Genomic DNA, 19,317 nt, shown 5'->3' on the forward strand with positions numbered 1-19,317 from the left:
AGTATGAAAAGGATGATCGTAAACGGAATCATGATGCTCACACTGCTCGCCGCGGCCGCCTGCGGGAAGAGCGGCGGGGGCGGGGGCGAAGTCCCGAAAGTGGAGGAAGCACGCACGATTTATGTGTCGGCCACCGGTAACGATAATGCCCCCGGCACCCGCGAGGCGCCGATGGGCCGCATCAACGACGCATTGAAAAAAGCCCTCCCGGGCGATACCGTGATGGTGCGCACGGGAAAATATTATGAAAAGGTACGTTTCCCGCGCAGTGGCAGCGAAGGCAAATACATCACCCTTAAAGCCTATCCCGGTGAACATCCGGTGATCGACGGCGAGGGGCAGACCGTTGCCGGGAAGGAGCAGCTCGTGCTTATCCGCGCGGTTAGCTATGTGGTGCTGGAAGGATTCGATATCTGCAGGCTGCGCAGCTCCACGCCCTGGGCGAACGTCAACGGTATAGTGGCAGACGAAGGATCGGGGAATTTCATTATCCGCCGGAACCATATCTACAACATCGAACATAATGTGGATAAGGATCTGGGCCGTAGCGGGCATGCCATCGAAGTGCTCGGCAACACCGCCATCGCCATGAAAAATGTGCTGGTGGAAGATAACGAGATCCACGACTGCAACACCGGCTACAGCGAAAACCTGACCATCAACGGGTATGTCGACGGATTCATCGTGCGCCGCAACAAAATCTACAATGCCGAAAACATCGGGATCGACGCGGCCGGCGGTTACGCAGCCAATACCGTTCCTGCATACAATTACGCCCGCAATGGCGTCATTTCTGAAAACATCCTGTATAACATCGATATGACTACAGGTCCCATCGGCGTCGTGCATGGCCATGGTGCGATCGGGATTTATGTGGACGGCGCGCGCAACATCACCGTGGAGCGCAACCGGATTTACGATTGCGACCGCGGCATTGGCGTGGTGAGTGAAACGGATGCCTATCCTACCAGCGATTGCATCGTCCGCAACAACATCGTGACGGGCAGCCAGCGCGTAGGGATTTACATGGGAGGATATTTGAATTATACCGGCGGCGGTTCCCGCAGATGCTACGTAATCAATAACACCCTGGTGGCCAACAACCGCAGCAGGGGCGCCTATGGCGAAATTGAAGGGGAACTCCGGATGACGGAGCATTGCTTCGACAATGTGATCCGCAATAACCTGGTGGTGGCAGGGCCCGACGACCTGTTTTTCCACAAATATACCAGCACCGGCAGCGGCAATGTGATCGACAATAATTTGTATTTCGCGCCTGCGTCGGCCGCCGGTTGGATCTGGAACACGATCAACGGTCCGGCCATTACCGATTTCTCCGCCTGGAAAACGGCTTCCGGGGTAGATGCGGCGAGCCTGCACGGCCAGGATCCCCTTTTGCCGGCTGATTTCCGCATCCCGGCCAATTCGCCCGCCAAAAACGCAGGCTTTGTCCTGCCGGCGGATAAGGCGGGAGAGCTGGACTTCTACGGCCAGCCGCGCACCGTCAACGGGAAAGTGAACATCGGCGCGGTACAGTAAAGAATTACAGGAGGAAAGGGAGGACGGCTCCGATGCCAACCATCCCGCCCAATATGCTGGCAAAGGCATCCATTACATCGTAGTGGCCTTTGCCAGTTATTTTTGAAAACAGTTCAAAGCCATAGCTGATGCCGACCACGGGGATCAGTGCCAGTGCAGCGGCTTTGATGGGAGCGGAGGGAATCATGTAGGCGCAAAACCCGAGGAGCACGGCGCCCATGGGGATGCCTGCAAAAAAATGTTTCCATTTGTCCGGAGCAATCTTCATGGCTGTAAACTACGGAAAATCGGCGGGCTTGCAACTCTGGCGCCGGGGCCGTAATTTGACGGGGCATTTTAAAAATTCCATATGAAACAATTACTGTTGGCCGCCGCGCTGCTCAGCACCGTGCTAGTACGCGCCGCTTCGCCCGAGTTTTACGAAATCCGCATCTATCATTTCAAGACCGCCGCCCAGCTGCAACGCGTGAGCGATTACCTGCGATCAGCGCACCTGCCAGCGCTTCACCGCCAGGGGATCAAAGCGGTGGGCGTGTTCCAGCCCATCGTGCAAGACACGGCGGACCTGAAGATGTATGTTTTCGTGCCTTACAAATCCCTCGAACACTTCCACCAGCTGCAATCCCGCCTCACCCGCGATGCGCAATTGCAGGCGGCGGGCAAAGATTACATCGACGCGCCGCACGACCAGGCGCCTTACGCCCGGCTGGAAACGATCCTGCTCCAGGCGTTTTCGGGGATGCCCGCGATGGAGTTGCCGAAACTGACAGGCCCGAAAAGCGCGCGGGTATATGAGCTGCGCAGTTACGAGAGCCCCACGGAAAAGTATTATCACAACAAAGTGAAAATGTTCAACGCCGGCGACGAGATCGGTATTTTCCGCAAGCTGAATTTCAACGCCGTATTCTATGGCGAAGTGTTGGCCGGATCGCGCATGCCGAACCTCATGTACCTGACTACCTTCAATAACCAGGAAGACCGCGATGCGCATTGGAAGGCTTTTTCGGCGGATGCGGACTGGAAGAAGCTGTCGGCCGAAGAAGAATACAAGAACAACCTGTCGAAGAACGAGAAGTTTTTCCTCCGTCCGATGGAGTATTCCGATATTTGAGTGCCTGATGGCCATTGCAAAGCTCCGCTGCGGCGGGGCTTTTTTATGCAGTGAAACTGCCGGGGTAACGGTGGGCGGGGGGCAGACTGTCAAATACAGAGAACCCGTCATCATGTTGCGGCATCACCACGAAAAGCATATCATGTATTGGGCCTGTTGTGCAGGGCTGTTCCTGTTTGGGATGGTGTTGGCGCTGCCGGCCGCTGTAGCGCTGGATTTGCGGCTACATTACGGGCTGGACGCCGTTGCTGCGGGGGCGTTGACGTTCCGGATGCCGTTGGGATTACTGGCGGGATCGGTGTTGGTGGGTATTGTAAGCGGTGGTTTGGGCTATCGTTTTGTTATGGCGGCGGCTGCGTTGGGGATGTTTGCGGGATTCCGCGGGGTGGCGTTTGCCGGGGGCGCGGGGGCGTTGGAAGGATGGATGTTTTGTTTGGGCGTGAGTGGGGGGATGATGAACGGGGCGGCCAACGCATGGGTGGCCGACACGACGGTGCGGGGCAAGGGCGCTTCGTTGAGTTTGCTGGGCGTGTCCTTTGGCGCGGGGCTGCTGGCATTGCCGCAGTTAATGTTGGCGTTGACGCGTGAATGGCCGTGGCAGGAAGTTTTACAGGGGATCGGGTACTTTGCTTTGGGATTGGCGATGTTGTTCATGTTGATGCGATTTCCGGTACGGAGGCAATCTGTGGCGTTGCGGCGGTTGTTATCGGATGGAACGTTATGGTGGATGGGCATTTTTTTATTTTTCCAGGCGGCGTTTGAGTCGGTGTTGTATCAGTGGGGTGCGCGGTATTTGTCGGCGGGCCTGGGTTGGGGGGATCGGGAGGCGGTCTTCGGGTTAATGTTGTGTGTGGCGGGGATGACGGTGATGCGTTTGCTGCTGGGGTCGGTATTCCGCAATATTGCGCCGCGGCAGATGCTGGCGGTGAGTTTGCTATTGTTGCCTGCGGGGATGTTGTTATTGAAGCCGGTGGGAGGATTTGTGCCTGCGGCGGTGGGGATGATGTTGTTGGGAGGGGGCCTGGCGGGAGGGTTTCCGATCATGTTGGGGTTTGTGGGCGAGCGGTATCCGGGCATTAGCGGCGGGGCGATGGGTATGGTGATGGGGATCGCGGTGGAAGGCCGGTTGTTGGTGGACGGGATGATGATGTGGGGGATGTGGGAATGGGGGATACAATACCTTGCAGCATTGGCGCTCATCGGGTGGGTGGCGATGCTGGCGCTGGGAGCGATGATCGTGAAAAGGTTGCGTTAAACTGCCCCTGCAGGGGCGCGGCGGTCAGCTGAAAACTTTTTGCATGTTTTTTTTGACTTTTAAAGGATAGCCGTTATCTTTGCACTCCGATTTTGAGTAACCGGCAACGGAATCAGGATCGAACCGGCGAGATAGCTCAGGCGGTTAGAGCGCAGGATTCATAACCCTGAGGTCGAGGGTTCAACTCCCTCTCTCGCTACGAATGGGAGATTCTCCTAAGTCACCAGAGGGCTGTTCTACAAAGAGCAGCCCTTTTTCTTTGAGCATCACTTCGTTATGTATTAAGGCCGGATGGAGGAAGGGTGTTCTAAATGCACCCTCTTTATATGTGAGCCCACGTTTGAACACCCCACGGAGTAAATGATGTTTCTGCCTGACGTTTGCTTTTTGATAAATACTTTTGATGGATGTGAGATAGGGAAGCACTTGAAAAAGTCTTTCCAGTTTTTCGTGACGGTTGCGTGTGAGGGAATTGATTTCTTCCGTCAACAACGCCTTTTGAATCTGGAATTTCTTGTGCCATTTCCTGTACGTTTCCGGTTCGATGATGTCTTCCATAAACCGCTCTTCGTTCTTCTCGATCTTGCGGTTAATTTCTTCCAGTTCCTTTGTTTTTATGGCGACTTGCTGGGTTCTTTCCGCCAGGGCTTCGTTCATTCTTTCTTTCGCTTTCTCAGCGATGTAGGTGGTTTGTTCCGGTTTGAAACTACACAGATCGAGGATTTCGTCGAGCTGTTTGTGGAGTTGGATGGCGGAGAAGTTCAGGTTATTGTGGACGCGACAGCGATAGTAATTATAGTATTTCCTTTTGCCTTTGCTCTTGCCCGCGGTCATGTTGAGGCCACAGGTACAGGTGAGGATGCCGCGCAAAGGCACCTCATCCACCGGCATGCATTTGATGGGTTTGATGTTGCCCAATAACTCCTGTGCTCTCCAAAACTCCGTTTCTGAAATGATCTGTTGATGGATGCCGGGGATTATTTTCTCCGGGGCTTGTTTGCTGGCGGGTACTTTTATCAGTCCGGCGTAGAGGCAATTATTGAGGATGCGCGGGATGGCAGAATTACCGGAATAGGTGAACCCGAGGGCGCGGGCTTCTTTACAGATTTGCCCGAAGGGGTGGCCCATGAGGAAATCCCGGAAGATCTTTTTCACGATGAACGAGCGTTCTTCGTCGATCACGATGAAGCCTTTCCCGCCATCTGCTTTCACATTTTTATATCCGAAGGGCGCGCGGTTGACGAAGCGCCCGCTTTCCAGTGCCTGCCGAATCCCGGCGGATGTACGGCGGCGGATGTTAAAAAGCTCGTTATTCGCCATCATGTATTTAAACGCCCGGGTCATGAAGACATTGGGGTCGGAGGGATCGAGGTCGATGGGTTCGTTCGTCGCCAGTACCTTGATCCCGAATTTCATTTCGAGGTGGGATATTTTGTTGAGGGCTTCCGGGAGGTTCCGGCTGAAGCGGTCGTGATCCATGACGATGAGGTACTGGACCTTTCCCTTGTGGTTCTTGATGAAGTCTTCCAGGGCGATCCAGTCGGGACGGTCGAAGGTGTAGCTGCTTTCACCGTCGTCCTCGAAGAGGTTGACGAGTTCCAGTTTGTTCCGTGTACAGTAATCCCTGATGCTGTTTTTCTGATAATCCAGCGAGTATTTGGATTGGTCTTTCGTGCTGATGCGCACGTACCCGATTGCGATCATAACGTTTCGTTTAAAATAAGTTCAACAATGATACAGGCCACTAATTCACAAAATTCTTTTTCGTCTTGAGTCATATGCCCGGAGTTTATATTGTGGAGAATAATAAACTATCTGCTGGGATGCAGTGGAGTGTGGGATGACGAATATACGTTGCAGAGGGGGCGGGTTCCAAATATTTCTTTAGGAAAAATTGTTAAAATTCAAGCTGGTGGGCGATTCTGAACGGATTTGGACAAATTTGAGTAAATAAAACCGTGTTTAAATAAAGTTTAACGCCAGCCTTAAAGAATGTGTCACAAATTCGCCCATAAGCAGGTGAAATATCGCTAAAAGGGGCGGGATAAAGATCCCACCCGTAATTATCCCATATTCGTCCGAAACAGTATGACTATATTTCTTTTCTCACGGATGGCGGTGAAAGGAAAAAGGTAACCTCACTATGGAAATGTGGGTTCTCGATTACTTCCGTGGCGTAGTTGAGCGCATTTCCGCATACACATGGTGTGACATCACCGTCCATGTGTATATTGATGTAAACGGCCTTTATGTCGCTCGAAACATCGTTTAGAATGTCCATAATCCCTTCAAAATAGAGCATGAAGGCATCGTAGTTTTTAATGTTCAGTGGTTCCATCGGTAAATTTTTGGGTGAACAAGGCAACATGAGATTTGATGTAGTTGATTTCGCTGTTCAGGGTTTGGGCCTTTGTCTCCAGTGCTGATATATCAATTGTGAATTCAGTCTCCAACACGCGGAAATTCTGCTTAATTATTCCTTCCAGCAGTTCATATGCCACTTTGTGGATGGCTTCCCTTTCTATTTTTTTGGCCTCCCTTGAGGAGTTCAGGCTATTATCGAAGGTGGTAGCCGTCCATCCCAGCTCTAAGCATAATTTGGATTTAAACTCCCTGGATAGATTGCTTAGCGCCTTGAAATAGCCGTACTGATTGGCAATGCAATAGCCAATCCGATGTTTGATTTCTGTCATCGGTCAAGTTTTATGTGAGGAAAATATAGGGGAGTTGGGGTAGGAACTAAGGGGAGTAAAAAATGGCGTGGGTTAGTCCCTACCTGTTCCCGATGGGCTACGACACCCAGACAACGAGATAAGAACGCCCACACCAGTATGATGCAGGCGATTTACCTTATCGCTCGTAGTCTATGAAAGGTCGTAGTTTTCGGGTACGAGTGAAAAGCAAATGCGCTCAATTATTTATCAGACGCCAAATTTAAGCATCTAGGAAGAATTCATGGTTGTTTTGTTTGGTAAACTATTTAACCAAATATAGTGAATATTTACACATAACCACACATGTGTGGTTGATATTTTCTTCGGTTAGCCCGTGCTTTACCTCAAAATTCGCAATGAGAAGTAAGCCGCACGCATCCAAAATTGACTTGTACGTTATCGAGAAGGTGAAGGAAATGAGGGAGAAGGCCCAAATGCGCCAGATAGATTTATCCCATCACCTCGGGCTTGCGGACAGTTTTGTATCGAATGTGGAGAGTGAGAGCCAGCGGCATAAGTATAACATCCGCCACCTGAACGACCTGGCGAGGATCTTTAATTGTTCCCCGAAGGATTTTCTGCCGGAGAGTGCAATAGCATAAGTAATGCGGGGGGATTGTTTGGAACCCCCTGCCGGGAAGGGAGTGATAGGTCTGCAAGAGGTAATTCCTCGTTGTGTAAACTTTAATCTGCAAGTAGCTTTGCCTGTTCCCAAATAATATCGGAGGTAATTTCGTTTAGTTTACTTCCGACTTGTTTTGTTACCCATCTTGTCTCCCTAATGCAAGTTACATTGTAGTTTTCACAAAGTGGGTTTTCCGAAATTAGGTGCTCAAGCTTTAAGATATTCTTCCTGATGCCTTTAGGGAATTCTTGTAAATGACGTTTTACAATTTTTAAATTTGATACGAATATTTTTTGATGGGGAGGAGAAAGCGCAAATAAAGGAAGTGTTATATCATTAGTGTCTGAAATGCAACCACACGAATCAACTAACAATTTCGCACTCATGTTTTTTGTAGTTTCAAGCAAATCATTAAGATGAAAGTAGTAAACAGAGTTATTAACTAGCTTTGGGAGAATCGTTGTGTCTTTTGATAAAATATCAGAGAGTAAACATTCATCTCTATTTAGATTATCAACAAGCTTTATGTATGTTAAACGATCTTTGTTCAGATTGATTTGTTTTGTTTCTAAATGGCTGATCTTAAACTGTCCTTCAGAGTAAATTTTCGTATGAACCTTGTACAAATTAAAACTCGTTTTTGATTCCCCATTTTGAATATACTTGAATATTATACCGACTGGGATTGAGTATCTTATATTCAAAGGTAAATCAGTAGAAAAGTCAATTTGAGGTATCTTAAAATTATCTTCTACATACTTATATACGAGGTTTGAGAATTCAAAGCAATTCCATGTGTTTCCTACAACAACGCTATCATACAATAAATTCTCACTGCTTGGTGTTATGATCTCCAGTCCTTGTAAAATAACGCCGGGGGTAATCGAATTAAATTTTATAGATATTAAATCCTTGTTGTTCTCAGAATAGTTCATTTGCATGTCCCAATAAGGAATCTGAGCGACGGCAAATTGTTTTTGACTTAGATTTAGAGTTTTTAAAGCAATTAGAACTCCGGCTACGCTTAGTATAAAACTTACAATTGATATAGATTTGGCGCTAATGCGCTTGATAAAACTAAATAGTTTTCGCATTGAAGTGCGTTTTGAGGCTTAGATAGTAGATTTAGATGTCTTTAAAGGCCGAGTTGGAGTTTGTTAAGAAATTTGGGAATGTTTATTCCTCAATCAGAAATTCATCTACTTCAATAAAACTGATCCTGGTTCTTGTTTTTTTTGCTGTTCCACTAATATTTACATATTGCTTCAATTTATGTGCTTCTAGGGCATTTTTGTAATCATCACTACTCAATCGAGCGGATGCAACAACGGGCAAATCTTGGTATGACCCACCTAGTGTTATCGCATTCCTTGTACCATCTGGATCCCTCGATTTCAGTGAGGTTATTAGTCCTCGAAAATCTAACCTTATGGTTTCAACGGCGCGATTGCTAACATTTTCAATGAAATTGCTAAGATTTAAGATTTTTTGACGGGTTATTTCTTGGGACTCAATTTTAGATGATTCACTCAAGTTGGTAAATGAAAAATCAATGTTTTTAATCTCAGCATTTAGGTAAAAGGTCTCTATATCTTTTAATAATTTTAAGTTAATCAATTCCTCATTCTCAATTAAGTATTCGTCAGTCACATCAACCAGTCGTGGTGTTAAAACTTCGCGATTTACAAAACTTAATACATTTTTCACTCGAGTATTTATTTCTCGGGAATAAACTTCTTGCCTATCGAATAATTCTCGCTCTTTGATTAATTCGTTTTGAGGTAATTGTATTTTAGCAATAAAGCTACCTTTTTGAGTCTCAATAAACTCACAAAGGTTTAAATATCTATTTGCTTCAGGGGGGACACGAGTGCTCGTACTGTTTTTGTCAATGACAAAACTCGCTGTGTCTAAAAGTATTGACTTTATTCTTTCTAATACCTCATCAAAACGAGAAAGTGAAATCTTCCCATCGCGAGTATTTTCATCGTATATCCTAATGCTAAATATTGTCTGCTCCTGTTCAATGATTAATACAAGCTCATCTAGAGATAAATTATAAATGGAACCTAGAATATCTAATATGTTTCTTGTAAACACACTAAAATCTACATGGTTATTATTTATTGGAACCGAAATCACATAATTGTCCGGGAGTCCTAAGTCTCTCGGCGGCGAATATTTTGTGAACTTTTCATTTCTGTCAGATGCAACCCAATTTCTATTCAATAGAAATGCTGCAATATTTTCATGAAGCATAGTTAAGAATAAAAAGTTTGGTAAAGGTCGTCAAAACAATTAATACTTAGTAAGTTAGTTGTCGGGATATTAATTCTTTCCTTGGATACATTACTTGAAAGTTGTGTGCCGTCTGGTGGTACATACCAATAGGCACATTTTCTCAATAATATTTCATCATTTGTTATATGAACCCATAGATTTCGATCAGATGGCAAGACAAACAGAATCAGAATTAAAGGAGATAGATTGTTATTGTTTGCGAGTTTTCTTGTCGCTAAATCGTTAAAATTTTTTACTTCAAGGTCATATTTGATATTCCCTGTGGATGAATCAATTGTAACACTTGCTTCAGTCGTAGCTTTCAGTTGAATATCTATATATTTATTGTCTTTAAGGTAACGTGTACCCCCATTTGGATTGTTGTAGGCATGAATTTTACTAACTGTGAAGTCTACGCCGTAGTCTAGCTCCGGCTTGTCAAGCATAAAACCTTTGTTGGCCGCTAAGATCCGAATAAAATTGTTAGATAGTTGTTCTTTAATATGAGTTTCGGTCATGGTAACAGGAATATGGGGAACATAATTGGTTGAATAACAATTTTAAATATAGGTAAAATTTTCTTTCGAAATTCAAGTTCAGCCAAAAATGCCATAGGAAACGCCCAGCAGTAGTAATAAATTAAAAAAGGGGGGAATTTGAAAATCTTAGATGCTTCCGCGTTGTGAAATTTCTATATTCATTGGGTTGCGTATTGTTTGGAAACCCCTGCTGGGAAGGGGAGGGGGAAGGGGCGGCATTAGCCCCTTCCCCGGTTTAAATACGCATTCCGCGATTTTGGCGCAGCCTAAACGATTGCCGGTTGTTCAGTCTTTCGATTGTTTCCTGAATGATCTGCAAGGAAAAGCCTATATCGCTGCCTTTCGTCCTTACCTTTTGGGTGTCTACGAAAGCGATCCCCCGCCCCTTATCCACTTCGTACCCGCTCAATTTCATTAGTGAAAGGAAGGAACTAAAGTCTTTCGCGTCCAGTAACGCCTTAGTCACCGCACGTTTCAATGCGTTCTTTCGCTGGTCCTCCCGGGGAATCAGTTGATTTACGGAGGAAAGAAACCGGCGGGGATTCAGGACTTTAGTGAGGTTGTATTTCTGCTCCATCTTCCTGCAGAAGCGGACGATCTGCCGGTAATTATTACTATCCGAAACCGTTTTCCCATCATAACGGATGCGGTTGGCGATTATATGAATATGCTGATGCTGCGTGTCATTATGGGAAATGGCGAGGTACTGGCAGTCAGCGAACCCCAAATCCTCCGCGCACTCCTGGGCAATAGCCTCTTTTAGCCCGGACCGAACCTTATCTCCCGGCGCCAGACTTAAAATCACATGCATGACGGGCTTCCCCAATTTAGGATTATGCCCTCTCAGTTCCTCATACTGCCGGATCAGCTCGTTTTTATCGCCATAACAGTTATTGTAATGAATCACTTCCGCCCGTTCGACCTGGCCCTGCTTCGGACTAAGGCAATAACTAATGCAGCCTTTGAAGCTTTTCCCGATGATAATTTTTCCGATCATGGCAGGCTGGATTTGATTTCAGAGGAAAGTTTTTGCAACGTTTCGAGGCAGGCAACCAACAGAAGCCGCTCCATTTCACTAAGCGAAAGCCCGCAATTTAGTTTCCGGGCCATTTGGTTTAGGAGTGCAGCGGTGTGATTTATCCTTCCGGTGAATTGGAGGATCTCCCGCGGAATGTGCTTAATTTTTACAGGCAATCCTTTCCCTGCGTGTAAGAGATATTCCGAAATGGTGAGGTTAGCTTCCTTTGCTTTTGCCCTAATTACCAATCGATCGACCGGTGTACACATCACCGCCAGCTGCTCGGTTTTCCTAACTTGTTTACGCGGCCTTCCGCCCCTGTTTCGCTTCACTTGCATCGCATACACTTTTATGAACAAAACATAATAAATAACCCTCCCCGAATGCCGTAGGCATGAGGGGAGCTAGCGCGTTTTGACGAAGTCAAAACATAGCTGGCTCCTACCAAAAATCTTTTTCTTTCATCGGCCAGCGGGGGAAGAGGGGAGGGGATGACTGTGGGGGAGCCGTTCCAAACCGCCGGTGAAAAGAGAAGATAGGGCCGGTTTGCCTGAAAGTTATTCAACCAGCTCATTTGCAAATATTTACAGGCTTAACAGGTTGGGCCGGGAGGGTTTCAATCACAGGCCCCAAAACCTCCGCCAAATCCAAAAAGTGTTCAAACAATCGCTCCTTCTCGCTACAGCTAAAAGGGTCGCATTTTATGCGACCCTTTTTTGCAATCAAGAATAAGATAACTTGTCTATAATTGCTACTTATGCGATGGCACGTTACCATGCTGCCAATCAGCGATAGCGCTACCAGGATTGTCATCCAAAAATCCACTAACGGCACTTTTGAAGCAATCAAATGCGAATCATCTACCGACAGCTTTCCCAAAGGATTTGTTTATTTCACGCTTACGCCCAAGGGCAATCAAATACGTAGTGAAAAAAGAAGATGCATTGTCAGTACTGATTTTCCCGCCAAACAGACCGGTAATCTTTTTTCTCCCTATCTTATGACCAATCCGATCGTTCAGCACCCTGCGTTGTTGCGCGTATCTCCCGACAATCTCAAACACAAATTGCCCGAATTGGAATACTTTGTGAAAAATCCCATCGACGCTGAATACAAAAAAATTTCCCCGATCAGGTGTTGGACGCCTATAAAAAAGCTTATGCCGAACTACCCACAACAAAAAAGGTTTTCTATCCGATCCCCGCTATTACCTTCCCGCTCGACTCTGAAGCAAAACAGCCCGGGAAGGTGGCTGTGATAGTTGACGGTCTTTGCGGTATCAACTGAGTATTTTATTTCCCTCGCTGACAAACATGCCGCGTTAACGCTGGAACCGCCGCAAAGTACATGCGGTTGGCAATTATGCTGGTTGAATACGTTTAACGGCCGGGTAGTGGGAGGTTATCCGCTTAATATTAAGTTACCAATGGCGTTGGGCGCGGTGTACGTACAATGAAGAAAAAATGAGTATTATCGGCTCGCATTTATTCGATGAACGCCTTTTTCAAATAATATCGTAGCCACAACGTAGCCCTCAGCGTCATTCGAATGTTAAAGGAAAGAAAGCGGAACAAGCGTGCGAACGCGGGCGCAATCTGATGCGCGGCCTGCATTTTGTTGAAGAAAGATGGAATCATCTCTTTAACAACCGTATCAAACCCCCAAACCATGAGAAGCAAAGCAAGCATCAAAGGCCATTCTCTGCACCCAATGCTGGTTTCCTTTCCGATCGCGTTCTTCACCGGCGCACTCGTTTTCGATCTGCTGAGATGGATTTCGGGCAAAATTTTCTACAGCGACATCGCGGAAGTGATGATCGTCGCCGGGATCATAGGCTCAATTGCAGCCGCAATTCCCGGCGTCATCGATTACCTGTACACCGTGCCGCCGAAGAGCTCAGGCAAGAAGCGCGCGGCCAAACACGGCATCACCAACGTTTGTGTATTGCTGATTTTCGCGGGAACGCTTATTTATCGCACCCATAACGGGCAGGACGCGATCACCACCATCCTGCTGCTGGAGGCTGTGGCTGTTGGACTGATGGTTTTTGCCGGCTGGATGGGCGGTACGCTGGTGGCACGCAACCAAATCGGTGTGGATCACCGCTTCGCGGAGGCGGGGAAATGGAAGGAATTGCACCTGCAGGCGCAGGACGGCCGCGTGGAGATCACCGATTTTGGGGAACTGAAAACCGACCAGATGATGCTGGTACACGTAGACGGCAAGCGCATCGTGGTGGCCCGTACCGAAAGCGGATTCGCGGCTTTCGATGATCATTGTCCGCACCGCGGCGGCTCCCTGGCCGGCGGCGCGATGATCTGCGGAACAGTACAATGTCCCTGGCACGGCTCCCAGTTCGACGTGCATTCCGGCGCGCCCAAAGCAGGCCCCGCCAAAACAGGCATCCCCGTATACGCATTGCAGCTTGCCGGAGGAAAACTTTACCTCCAGTTGCCCGTTTCAAATCCATAACGAAAGATCAGGGATGTGATAGCTGCGACCGTTGCAGGCTGTCGGCCGGTGGCGGGGTAGCAGGTTGTGTAGTATCGCGGGTTTTGCCGGTAAGCAGGCTGTCGGCCTGCATCGGGGAAATGCGGGTGTTGGGGGATGATGTTGTCCGGGGCGTGTATTGCCCCATTTTCTCCATGTCTTTCCGTTCTTTCTTGCTCCAGAGATTTTGCGGGTTCTTCTGCCTGCGGAGCCCGTCTTCAAACCTGTATTCCGCACCGAGCCGGGGCGGTTGATACACCCGCTCCTTCCGCTGGAAAGCAGACCGCATGCCGCCGCCATGGCAGCTGCACAACAGTAAAACAAACGAAACGATGATCGAAAGCGTGCTCCGCATAATGGAGAATTTGGGTGGCGGATATGGTTACGTTGCTTTCGATGTAACGCCGGAAAGGGGAGGGGTATTGTCCGGGAAGCATAAAAGAATCACTCCTTATGCGTTGATTTTCAAATATTTTCGTAATTTATTATGCGTTAAAACGTGGGATTATTGATGTTGCCTGTTCGCTGGTTAAAACAAAGTCGCAGCCTCCAGGATCTTCCAGCTGCCTTCTTCTATCTCAGCTTCCAGTTCACCCGCATCCCAGCCGCAGTAACCGATGAAGATTTTGATGTCGCGCCCGGTGAGGGTATTGTTGTTGATGAGGTCAACGGCTGTCTTGAAATCTCCGCCGAGGTAGACCCCTCCGCCCACGGCCACTCCTCCCGAAATCAGCTCCGGCCGGCGATGGATGAAGTAAAGGTGCTCCTGGTCCACCGGCCCGCCCAGCAACAAAGGAAACGCCTTCACATGGCGGAATTCCTCCAGCTCGTTGAGCCCCCGCGGATACGGCTGGTTCGTCACAAAGCCAAGCGCACCTTTGGCGTTGTGCTCTGCAATGAAAATTACCGTCTTCTCGAAAATACTGCCGTCCAGCTCCGGCGTACTATGAATGAAAATACCCGTTTGCATGACATAAAGGTAAAACCTTTCTGCAGACGCCAACGTTGTAATATCATGATCAAAACCAAACGCGTCTACGAGCCCCCCGCGGCAGACGACGGGTTCCGCATCCTGGTCGACCGCCTCTGGCCCCGGGGTATTAAAAAAGAAAATGCCCACATCGATTTGTGGGCGAAAGACGTTGCGCCGTCTACCGAATTACGGCAATGGTTCCATCACGATGCCGGCCATTGGACCGAATTCGAAAAGCGATATCGCGCCGAGCTGGAAGCTTCCGGCGCCGTGGAAGCCCTCCTAACCGAAATCCGCAAACATAAAACGGTGACTTTGCTATATGGCGCCCGCGACGAAACGCACAACCAGGCTGTTGTGCTGCAGGAACTCATCTCCCGACGCTGATCCGCCGGGCAATTAGTACTGATGCCCCGCGGCGAGGCAAGGCTCCGCGTAATCGAGTATGCCCCCGAATGCGTAATCGTCGAGCTGCCGCTTGACGGGCCGGTAATCCACATGCACGGGCACATCCATCACAAAATACCCCGGCCTGTTGCCGGACGTGGCGCAGCCCAGGTCCTGGAACAATTCGCGGAGGATCGCCGCATCATTCACATCATCCATCACAAACACCTGCACTGTGGAATGCCCAGAGGCCGACAGCAACCTGCGGAACACCAGGGAGCCCCCCGGCTTGTCGGCCGTAGCCTGCACGATATCCCCCGCGGCGAGGCCCGGCGCATACAAAGGAATGCCGCTGATGCGGAATAATCCCCTTGATTCGTCTACCGGCAACGCCTGTACGGTTTCGCATGTTTCGTCGCCCGTTGCTTCGCTGTGGTAATAAAGCAGTAATGAAACGGGATTCGGATGAGATAGATCCATTTGCTGAAATTAAACCGGTAAATTACGGTTTTCTATAAACCTGGCTATATGCAATTTGAAGAATACCTGGAAAGATGGGCGCTCCAGCCCGACGGCGATCCTATTATCACCCATAGCAGCCGCCTGCTGCCGGTGATATTCGAGGGCACTCCCGCTATGTTAAAAGTAGCGGTGGAAAGGGATGAGCGAATGGGGAATGAAGTGATGGTGTGGTGGAACGGGGATGGCGCCGCCAGTGTGCTGGCGCACCGGGATGAAGCGTTGCTGATGGAGCGCGCCACCGGTCCGGCGTCCCTCAAAACCATGTCGCTTTCCGGGCACGACGATGCCGCCACGAAAATCCTCTGCGCGGCGGCCCTCCGTCTCCACAGTAACGCACAACCGCCACCCGGTGGCATGATCACCATGGATAAATGGTTCGCCGATCTTTTCGCCCACGGGGAAAAATACGGCGGCGTGATCGCGGAAGGCCTCCGCCTTGCCCAACGCCTTATTCCCGCTGAGCAGGAGCTGCGCGTATTGCACGGCGATCTCCATCACGAAAACGTCCTGGATTTCGGCGGCAAGGGATGGCTGGCCATCGATCCCAAAAAGTTATATGGCGACCGCGCTTTCGATTTCGCCAACATCTTCTGCAACCCGGATTTTTCCGTTGCCGCGGATCCGGACATTTTTCAGCAACGCCTGCAAACCGTGTGCAGGGAATCCGAATTGGAGCGCACCCGCCTGCTGGAATGGATCATAGCATGGGCGGCCCTTTCGGCCGTCTGGTTCCTGGAAGATAACATGGCGTCCGACGCGCAGACAGACCTGGCGGTGAGCGCCCTGGCGATCGCTTCGCTGAACGCGTGATTTTCTAAGTAGTATTGCTCATTTTCCGGCACCCTTGTAATATTTCGCGGTTACGGTCCGTTTTTAATAGTAATTTTGCCCCGCAGCATAGCAGTTCCTTTACGAGGGAACTGCTATTTTTTGATGCAGACATAACTGAAGAGCGCCCCAAACCCAAAAATCACCCTCATGAAGCGAAACCATCAGCTATTGATCCTTTGCCTAACGCTGGCGACAGCCCTTTTTTCCTGTGGGAAAAAAGAGAAAGTAGTCATCGATCTCACGCCAACGCCCACCCCTGAAATCACGGGTTTCACGCCGGCGAACGGCATGCCAGGTACAACGGTCACCGTCACCGGGAAAAACTTTTCCACCAACATCCCCGACAACGACCTGAAACTGGGAACACAACGCATGGTCGTGAAAACCGCCACCGCCACCGCGCTCACGTTCGATGTGCCGGTTGGCGCCACCACCGCCAAGATCAGTCTGATCATCAAGAATAAGACAGCCGTTTCGGCCAACAACTTCGTCGTTGATCCCATCCCCACCGGCATTGCGGCATTTGCGCCGCAGGAAGGGCCTTCCGGAACGGAAGTGACGATCACGGGGGCCGACTTCCCCCTTTCGCCCGAAGTAAAGCTGAACGGTATAAAAGCGGAAGTAAAATCTGCCAACGCCAACCAGATCAAATTCACCGTTCCTTACAACACTACCCTCACGAAACACAAAATCGTAGTATCGGGTGGCGGGAAGAATTATGAGTCCGCTGCTGAATTTACCGTTACAAACACCGGCAAGCTCGGCAAATGGACGCGCATCCCCGACCCGATCATCAATTCGCAGAACGTGAGTATTTTCCCGGGCGGTATTTCTTTCGTATTCGAGGGCAAACTGTATTGGGGCTTTAACAGGGTTTCCTTCAACGGGGACCAGTTCTTTTTCATGTACAACCCAGCCCGCCCCGATAGCGGGTGGCAGGCCACGGAAATCAATGGCCAATTGCCCACCAGCCTGACGGACCCGGTGCCGGCCGTTGTCGGCAACAAGGTGTATTTCGGGAATAGTTTAGCCACAGCGAATTATGGCAAATGGTGGGAATTTGATCCCATGACGAAGGCATTCACGTCCGTGGCGCCTATCCCAGGTACACATGCCGCCATGGGCATCGCCTTTACGATGGGAGGAAAGCTGTATTCCGCTTCGGATGGTGATGATAAGTCCATCTATGTATTCAACCCCGCCAATGGCGGCAACTGGACCAAATCCGTCGACGCTTTCTACAGCCAGATCAATCTTGGCGGTGTGGTGGTGTTGAATAACGAAGCGATTATCGGGCCTGCGTTCAAAACGACTACCGATCATTATCGCAAATACATGTACAAATTCACAGTGAATGGAAATGTAGGGGCCGTCACGGAACTACCCGCCCTTCCGGATGCGCAATTGGGAATACGTGTTAAAACGCCCGCGTTCGGGTTGAAAGGGAAAGCCTACTTCATGGTGAACGAAAGGATGTGGGAGTATGACGGAGCCGCCACGATTCCCTGGCGCCTGGTGATGTCCGACGATTTGAATGAATCCATTGAGCACGTGGGTGTTGTGGGCGAAAAGGTATATGGATGGAATAGCAAAGGAAAGATTTACGAATTCAGTTTCATCAACTGACAACGAACCGGATATTAAGAAAAACGCCGCATGCATCATGCGGCGTTTTTTTTAGTCTTTTTTCTTCCACTTCTGCGCGATGCGCATCGCGGTTTCCAACATAAACGGCGACCATCGTTCCACCTGCCAATGGCTTTGCGCCAGCGAAGACGCTTGCAGTGCGCGGTTGGCGGCTTCAAATGTATCCGCGTTTTCCAGGATGGAAGACAACTCCGCCTGTTGCTGGTGCAAAGCCAGATCCTCCGCCGGTGCGCCTTTCGGCGGGTTAAAGGGAGGAGTGAAAGGATGAAGGATTTCATCACCCTGCATTACGTTCCACTGCCGGGCGATATCCGCCATTCGCCGGAAATCCGCGCGGAAAGCGGTTTTGCTGTCTTCCGTTTCCAGGCCGGCGCCGAGTTGTTCCATCACGAGATAGCGCAAGTGCGGGCAGCGGGGAATAATGGCTTCCAGGTAACGGAAAACTTCTTCGGGAACGGAATCGTCGTGCGTGTCGCGGCGGATCGATCTGGACGGGTCTTCCGAAGGCTCCCAGCTGCCGCCGGAAATATGGATTTCGCGGACGCGGTGCAGGGGATAAAGTGCGGCGAGCGTTTCGAAAGGAATGTCGAAGTTGACAACCTGGCAATACAGGTTGTGGAGGTCGAGGATGATGAAGCCGTTGACGGGCGCGAGCAGCCGGTCGAGGAAATCCCCGTGCCGCCGCACTTCATCCACCGACCACGAAAACGCCAGATTCTCGAGCCCTACCGGCCGCCCGCAGGCATCCGCGATGCGCCCGAGGCGATCCTGCCCGATACGCAGCGCCGCGTCGGTGTAAGGCACGTTCAGCGGCGCGCCGTGATGGAAATCCTGCCCGGTCATGAACCCGAAATGTTCCGTGATATGATCGAACCGGAACTTTTTGCAGATCATGGAAAGCTCCCGCAGCCAGGCTTCCTGTTCCGGATGCCATTTCCCGGCAAACAGGGAAAAGAAAATGCCGTGGCCTACCAGGCGGTTGCCGTCACTGAAGGCGTCGATCAATCCATGAAACCATTCCGGCAGCGCATCCAGCCGGTACAGTGCGTCAAACGACCACTCGATGGCGTCGGCTTCGCCGGATTCGAAGAGGGGCAGGCAGGCTCCCAGCAAATGGGGATCCAGGTTACAGGCTACAGTGGATAACAGTCGGGGCAATGTGGAAATTGTTTTACGGGGTCAGCATCAGCCCATGCCGCAGGCAGGGCAATTGTCCATGTTGCGTTTCTTTTCTTCTTCTTTCTTTTTGGCTTCCTTCTGTTGGGGCGTCAGGTCACTGTCTTTAGAGCAGGACGGTAATGTTTGAACGGCGATACCGGCGATAATGGCGCCGATGAGAATTTTGGGAAGTTTCATACATCCAGGTTTTAATCATGAAGAGGTTGT

At 49.8% G+C, this 19,317-nt stretch carries 23 protein-coding genes and 1 tRNA gene; 10 read left to right on the forward strand and 14 right to left on the reverse strand.

Annotated elements, in window-relative coordinates; genetic code table 11:
* Positions 1-3 precede the first annotated feature (3 nt).
* Positions 4-1,539, forward strand: coding sequence for a right-handed parallel beta-helix repeat-containing protein (locus WJU16_RS18045; protein WP_341834846.1), 1,536 nt, complete (start codon positions 4-6; stop codon positions 1,537-1,539).
* Positions 1,540-1,543: 4 nt separating this feature from the next.
* Here WJU16_RS18045 and WJU16_RS18050 read toward each other — a convergent pair whose 3' ends face one another.
* The gene (locus WJU16_RS18050; RefSeq protein WP_341834847.1) at positions 1,544-1,807 is read right to left on the reverse strand and encodes a hypothetical protein; all 264 of its coding nucleotides are present in this window, start codon (positions 1,805-1,807) and stop codon (positions 1,544-1,546) included.
* Between the two features lie 81 nt (positions 1,808-1,888).
* Here WJU16_RS18050 and WJU16_RS18055 point away from each other — a divergent pair, with 81 nt between their 5' ends.
* The 3 genes from WJU16_RS18055 to WJU16_RS18065 all read left to right on the forward strand — a co-directional run bounded on the left by WJU16_RS18055 (position 1,889) and on the right by WJU16_RS18065 (position 4,104).
* On the forward strand, positions 1,889-2,650 hold the full coding sequence (locus WJU16_RS18055) for an NIPSNAP family protein (RefSeq protein WP_341834848.1): 762 nt from the start codon (positions 1,889-1,891) through the stop codon (positions 2,648-2,650).
* Positions 2,651-2,657: 7 nt separating this feature from the next.
* Positions 2,658-3,905, forward strand: a complete 1,248-nt coding sequence (locus WJU16_RS18060) for an MFS transporter (protein ID WP_341834849.1) — start codon at positions 2,658-2,660, stop codon at positions 3,903-3,905.
* A 125-nt stretch (positions 3,906-4,030) separates the two neighbouring features.
* A tRNA-Met gene (locus WJU16_RS18065) sits at positions 4,031-4,104 on the forward strand.
* On the opposite strand, the gene WJU16_RS18070 is transcribed toward WJU16_RS18065, so the two are convergent.
* From WJU16_RS18070 to WJU16_RS18080, 3 genes are all read right to left on the reverse strand, one after another.
* A complete protein-coding gene (locus tag WJU16_RS18070) occupies positions 4,086-5,609 on the reverse strand; it encodes a recombinase family protein (RefSeq protein WP_341834850.1) in 1,524 nt (507 codons plus the stop codon). The two genes, WJU16_RS18065 and WJU16_RS18070, sit on opposite strands and share 19 nt — an antisense overlap.
* 388 nt (positions 5,610-5,997) lie before the next feature.
* Positions 5,998-6,243, reverse strand: a complete 246-nt coding sequence (locus WJU16_RS18075) for a hypothetical protein (protein WP_341834851.1) — start codon at positions 6,241-6,243, stop codon at positions 5,998-6,000.
* On the reverse strand, positions 6,224-6,598 hold the full coding sequence (locus tag WJU16_RS18080) for a hypothetical protein (protein WP_341834852.1): 375 nt from the start codon (positions 6,596-6,598) through the stop codon (positions 6,224-6,226). The genes WJU16_RS18075 and WJU16_RS18080 overlap by 20 nt, the downstream gene beginning before the upstream one ends.
* Positions 6,599-6,975: 377 nt before the next feature.
* Here WJU16_RS18080 and WJU16_RS18085 point away from each other — a divergent pair, with 377 nt between their 5' ends.
* Positions 6,976-7,221: a helix-turn-helix transcriptional regulator gene (locus tag WJU16_RS18085; RefSeq protein WP_341834853.1), complete on the forward strand. Its 246-nt coding sequence runs from the start codon at positions 6,976-6,978 to the stop codon at positions 7,219-7,221.
* A gap of 82 nt (positions 7,222-7,303) precedes the next feature.
* On the opposite strand, the gene WJU16_RS18090 is transcribed toward WJU16_RS18085, so the two are convergent.
* The 5 genes from WJU16_RS18090 to WJU16_RS18110 form a co-directional block, all read right to left on the reverse strand.
* On the reverse strand, positions 7,304-8,338 hold the full coding sequence (locus WJU16_RS18090; RefSeq protein ID WP_341834854.1) for a hypothetical protein: 1,035 nt from the start codon (positions 8,336-8,338) through the stop codon (positions 7,304-7,306).
* Between the two features lie 82 nt (positions 8,339-8,420).
* Positions 8,421-9,503 carry a hypothetical protein gene (locus tag WJU16_RS18095; protein WP_341834855.1) on the reverse strand — a complete coding sequence of 361 codons (1,083 nt, stop codon included), beginning with the start codon at positions 9,501-9,503 and terminating at the stop codon, positions 8,421-8,423.
* 2 nt (positions 9,504-9,505) lie between these two features.
* Positions 9,506-10,042 (reverse strand): DUF4365 domain-containing protein, encoded by a 537-nt coding sequence (locus WJU16_RS18100; protein WP_341834856.1) that lies wholly within the window; start codon positions 10,040-10,042, stop codon positions 9,506-9,508.
* A gap of 256 nt (positions 10,043-10,298) precedes the next feature.
* A complete protein-coding gene (locus tag WJU16_RS18105; protein ID WP_341834857.1) occupies positions 10,299-11,060 on the reverse strand; it encodes a relaxase/mobilization nuclease domain-containing protein in 762 nt (253 codons plus the stop codon).
* On the reverse strand, positions 11,057-11,419 hold the full coding sequence (locus WJU16_RS18110) for a plasmid mobilization protein (protein ID WP_341834858.1): 363 nt from the start codon (positions 11,417-11,419) through the stop codon (positions 11,057-11,059). Before WJU16_RS18110 ends, WJU16_RS18105 begins: the two co-directional genes overlap by 4 nt.
* Before the next feature lie 419 nt (positions 11,420-11,838).
* Between WJU16_RS18110 and WJU16_RS18115 the strand changes: the two genes are divergently transcribed.
* The gene (locus WJU16_RS18115) at positions 11,839-12,339 is read left to right on the forward strand and encodes a hypothetical protein (RefSeq protein ID WP_341834859.1); all 501 of its coding nucleotides are present in this window, start codon (positions 11,839-11,841) and stop codon (positions 12,337-12,339) included.
* A gap of 410 nt (positions 12,340-12,749) precedes the next feature.
* Positions 12,750-13,553, forward strand: coding sequence for a DUF2231 domain-containing protein (locus WJU16_RS18120; RefSeq protein WP_341834860.1), 804 nt, complete (start codon positions 12,750-12,752; stop codon positions 13,551-13,553).
* Between the two features lie 7 nt (positions 13,554-13,560).
* On the opposite strand, the gene WJU16_RS18125 is transcribed toward WJU16_RS18120, so the two are convergent.
* Both WJU16_RS18125 and WJU16_RS18130 read right to left on the reverse strand, forming a co-directional pair.
* Positions 13,561-13,926 (reverse strand): hypothetical protein, encoded by a 366-nt coding sequence (locus WJU16_RS18125; RefSeq protein ID WP_341834861.1) that lies wholly within the window; start codon positions 13,924-13,926, stop codon positions 13,561-13,563.
* 174 nt (positions 13,927-14,100) lie between these two features.
* A complete protein-coding gene (locus WJU16_RS18130; protein ID WP_341834862.1) occupies positions 14,101-14,541 on the reverse strand; it encodes a YqgE/AlgH family protein in 441 nt (146 codons plus the stop codon).
* Between the two features lie 45 nt (positions 14,542-14,586).
* Between WJU16_RS18130 and WJU16_RS18135 the strand changes: the two genes are divergently transcribed.
* The gene (locus WJU16_RS18135) at positions 14,587-14,931 is read left to right on the forward strand and encodes a DUF488 domain-containing protein (protein ID WP_341834863.1); all 345 of its coding nucleotides are present in this window, start codon (positions 14,587-14,589) and stop codon (positions 14,929-14,931) included.
* Positions 14,932-14,943: 12 nt separating this feature from the next.
* Here WJU16_RS18135 and WJU16_RS18140 read toward each other — a convergent pair whose 3' ends face one another.
* Positions 14,944-15,411 (reverse strand): DUF4265 domain-containing protein, encoded by a 468-nt coding sequence (locus WJU16_RS18140; protein WP_341834864.1) that lies wholly within the window; start codon positions 15,409-15,411, stop codon positions 14,944-14,946.
* A 48-nt stretch (positions 15,412-15,459) separates the two neighbouring features.
* Between WJU16_RS18140 and WJU16_RS18145 the strand changes: the two genes are divergently transcribed.
* Together WJU16_RS18145 and WJU16_RS18150 are read left to right on the forward strand one after the other, a co-directional pair.
* A complete protein-coding gene (locus WJU16_RS18145; protein WP_341834865.1) occupies positions 15,460-16,263 on the forward strand; it encodes an aminoglycoside phosphotransferase family protein in 804 nt (267 codons plus the stop codon).
* 168 nt (positions 16,264-16,431) lie between these two features.
* Entirely contained in the window at positions 16,432-17,910 is a 1,479-nt protein-coding gene (locus WJU16_RS18150; RefSeq protein ID WP_341834866.1) for an IPT/TIG domain-containing protein, read from the forward strand.
* 51 nt (positions 17,911-17,961) lie between these two features.
* On the opposite strand, the gene WJU16_RS18155 is transcribed toward WJU16_RS18150, so the two are convergent.
* A complete protein-coding gene (locus WJU16_RS18155) occupies positions 17,962-19,089 on the reverse strand; it encodes a DUF692 family multinuclear iron-containing protein (protein WP_341834867.1) in 1,128 nt (375 codons plus the stop codon).
* A 27-nt stretch (positions 19,090-19,116) separates the two neighbouring features.
* Positions 19,117-19,287, reverse strand: a complete 171-nt coding sequence (locus WJU16_RS18160; protein ID WP_341834868.1) for a hypothetical protein — start codon at positions 19,285-19,287, stop codon at positions 19,117-19,119.
* Between the last annotated feature and the right edge of the window lie 30 nt (positions 19,288-19,317).

This window comes from Chitinophaga pollutisoli (assembly GCF_038396755.1).
Classification (GTDB): Bacteria; Bacteroidota; Bacteroidia; order Chitinophagales; family Chitinophagaceae; genus Chitinophaga; species Chitinophaga pollutisoli.

What these genes read in the sequence shown, in the direction of transcription:
- WJU16_RS18135 (WP_341834863.1), top strand. Translation starts at nt 14,587, where the DNA reads ATGATCAAAACCAAACGCGTCTACGAGCCCCCCGCGGCAGACGACGGG.
- WJU16_RS18145 (WP_341834865.1), top strand. Translation starts at nt 15,460, where the DNA reads ATGCAATTTGAAGAATACCTGGAAAGATGGGCGCTCCAGCCCGACGGC.
- WJU16_RS18105 (WP_341834857.1), bottom strand. Translation starts at nt 11,060, where the DNA reads ATGATCGGAAAAATTATCATCGGGAAAAGCTTCAAAGGCTGCATTAGT.
- WJU16_RS18160 (WP_341834868.1), bottom strand. Translation starts at nt 19,287, where the DNA reads ATGAAACTTCCCAAAATTCTCATCGGCGCCATTATCGCCGGTATCGCC.
- WJU16_RS18120 (WP_341834860.1), top strand. Translation starts at nt 12,750, where the DNA reads ATGAGAAGCAAAGCAAGCATCAAAGGCCATTCTCTGCACCCAATGCTG.
- WJU16_RS18085 (WP_341834853.1), top strand. Translation starts at nt 6,976, where the DNA reads ATGAGAAGTAAGCCGCACGCATCCAAAATTGACTTGTACGTTATCGAG.
- WJU16_RS18140 (WP_341834864.1), bottom strand. Translation starts at nt 15,411, where the DNA reads ATGGATCTATCTCATCCGAATCCCGTTTCATTACTGCTTTATTACCAC.
- WJU16_RS18100 (WP_341834856.1), bottom strand. Translation starts at nt 10,042, where the DNA reads ATGACCGAAACTCATATTAAAGAACAACTATCTAACAATTTTATTCGG.
- WJU16_RS18130 (WP_341834862.1), bottom strand. Translation starts at nt 14,541, where the DNA reads ATGCAAACGGGTATTTTCATTCATAGTACGCCGGAGCTGGACGGCAGT.
- WJU16_RS18110 (WP_341834858.1), bottom strand. Translation starts at nt 11,419, where the DNA reads ATGCAAGTGAAGCGAAACAGGGGCGGAAGGCCGCGTAAACAAGTTAGG.
- WJU16_RS18045 (WP_341834846.1), top strand. Translation starts at nt 4, where the DNA reads ATGAAAAGGATGATCGTAAACGGAATCATGATGCTCACACTGCTCGCC.
- WJU16_RS18055 (WP_341834848.1), top strand. Translation starts at nt 1,889, where the DNA reads ATGAAACAATTACTGTTGGCCGCCGCGCTGCTCAGCACCGTGCTAGTA.
- WJU16_RS18060 (WP_341834849.1), top strand. Translation starts at nt 2,658, where the DNA reads ATGGCCATTGCAAAGCTCCGCTGCGGCGGGGCTTTTTTATGCAGTGAA.
- WJU16_RS18050 (WP_341834847.1), bottom strand. Translation starts at nt 1,807, where the DNA reads ATGAAGATTGCTCCGGACAAATGGAAACATTTTTTTGCAGGCATCCCC.
- WJU16_RS18075 (WP_341834851.1), bottom strand. Translation starts at nt 6,243, where the DNA reads ATGGAACCACTGAACATTAAAAACTACGATGCCTTCATGCTCTATTTT.
- WJU16_RS18150 (WP_341834866.1), top strand. Translation starts at nt 16,432, where the DNA reads ATGAAGCGAAACCATCAGCTATTGATCCTTTGCCTAACGCTGGCGACA.
- WJU16_RS18080 (WP_341834852.1), bottom strand. Translation starts at nt 6,598, where the DNA reads ATGACAGAAATCAAACATCGGATTGGCTATTGCATTGCCAATCAGTAC.
- WJU16_RS18125 (WP_341834861.1), bottom strand. Translation starts at nt 13,926, where the DNA reads ATGCGGAGCACGCTTTCGATCATCGTTTCGTTTGTTTTACTGTTGTGC.
- WJU16_RS18115 (WP_341834859.1), top strand. Translation starts at nt 11,839, where the DNA reads ATGCGATGGCACGTTACCATGCTGCCAATCAGCGATAGCGCTACCAGG.
- WJU16_RS18070 (WP_341834850.1), bottom strand. Translation starts at nt 5,609, where the DNA reads ATGATCGCAATCGGGTACGTGCGCATCAGCACGAAAGACCAATCCAAA.
- WJU16_RS18090 (WP_341834854.1), bottom strand. Translation starts at nt 8,338, where the DNA reads ATGCGAAAACTATTTAGTTTTATCAAGCGCATTAGCGCCAAATCTATA.
- WJU16_RS18095 (WP_341834855.1), bottom strand. Translation starts at nt 9,503, where the DNA reads ATGCTTCATGAAAATATTGCAGCATTTCTATTGAATAGAAATTGGGTT.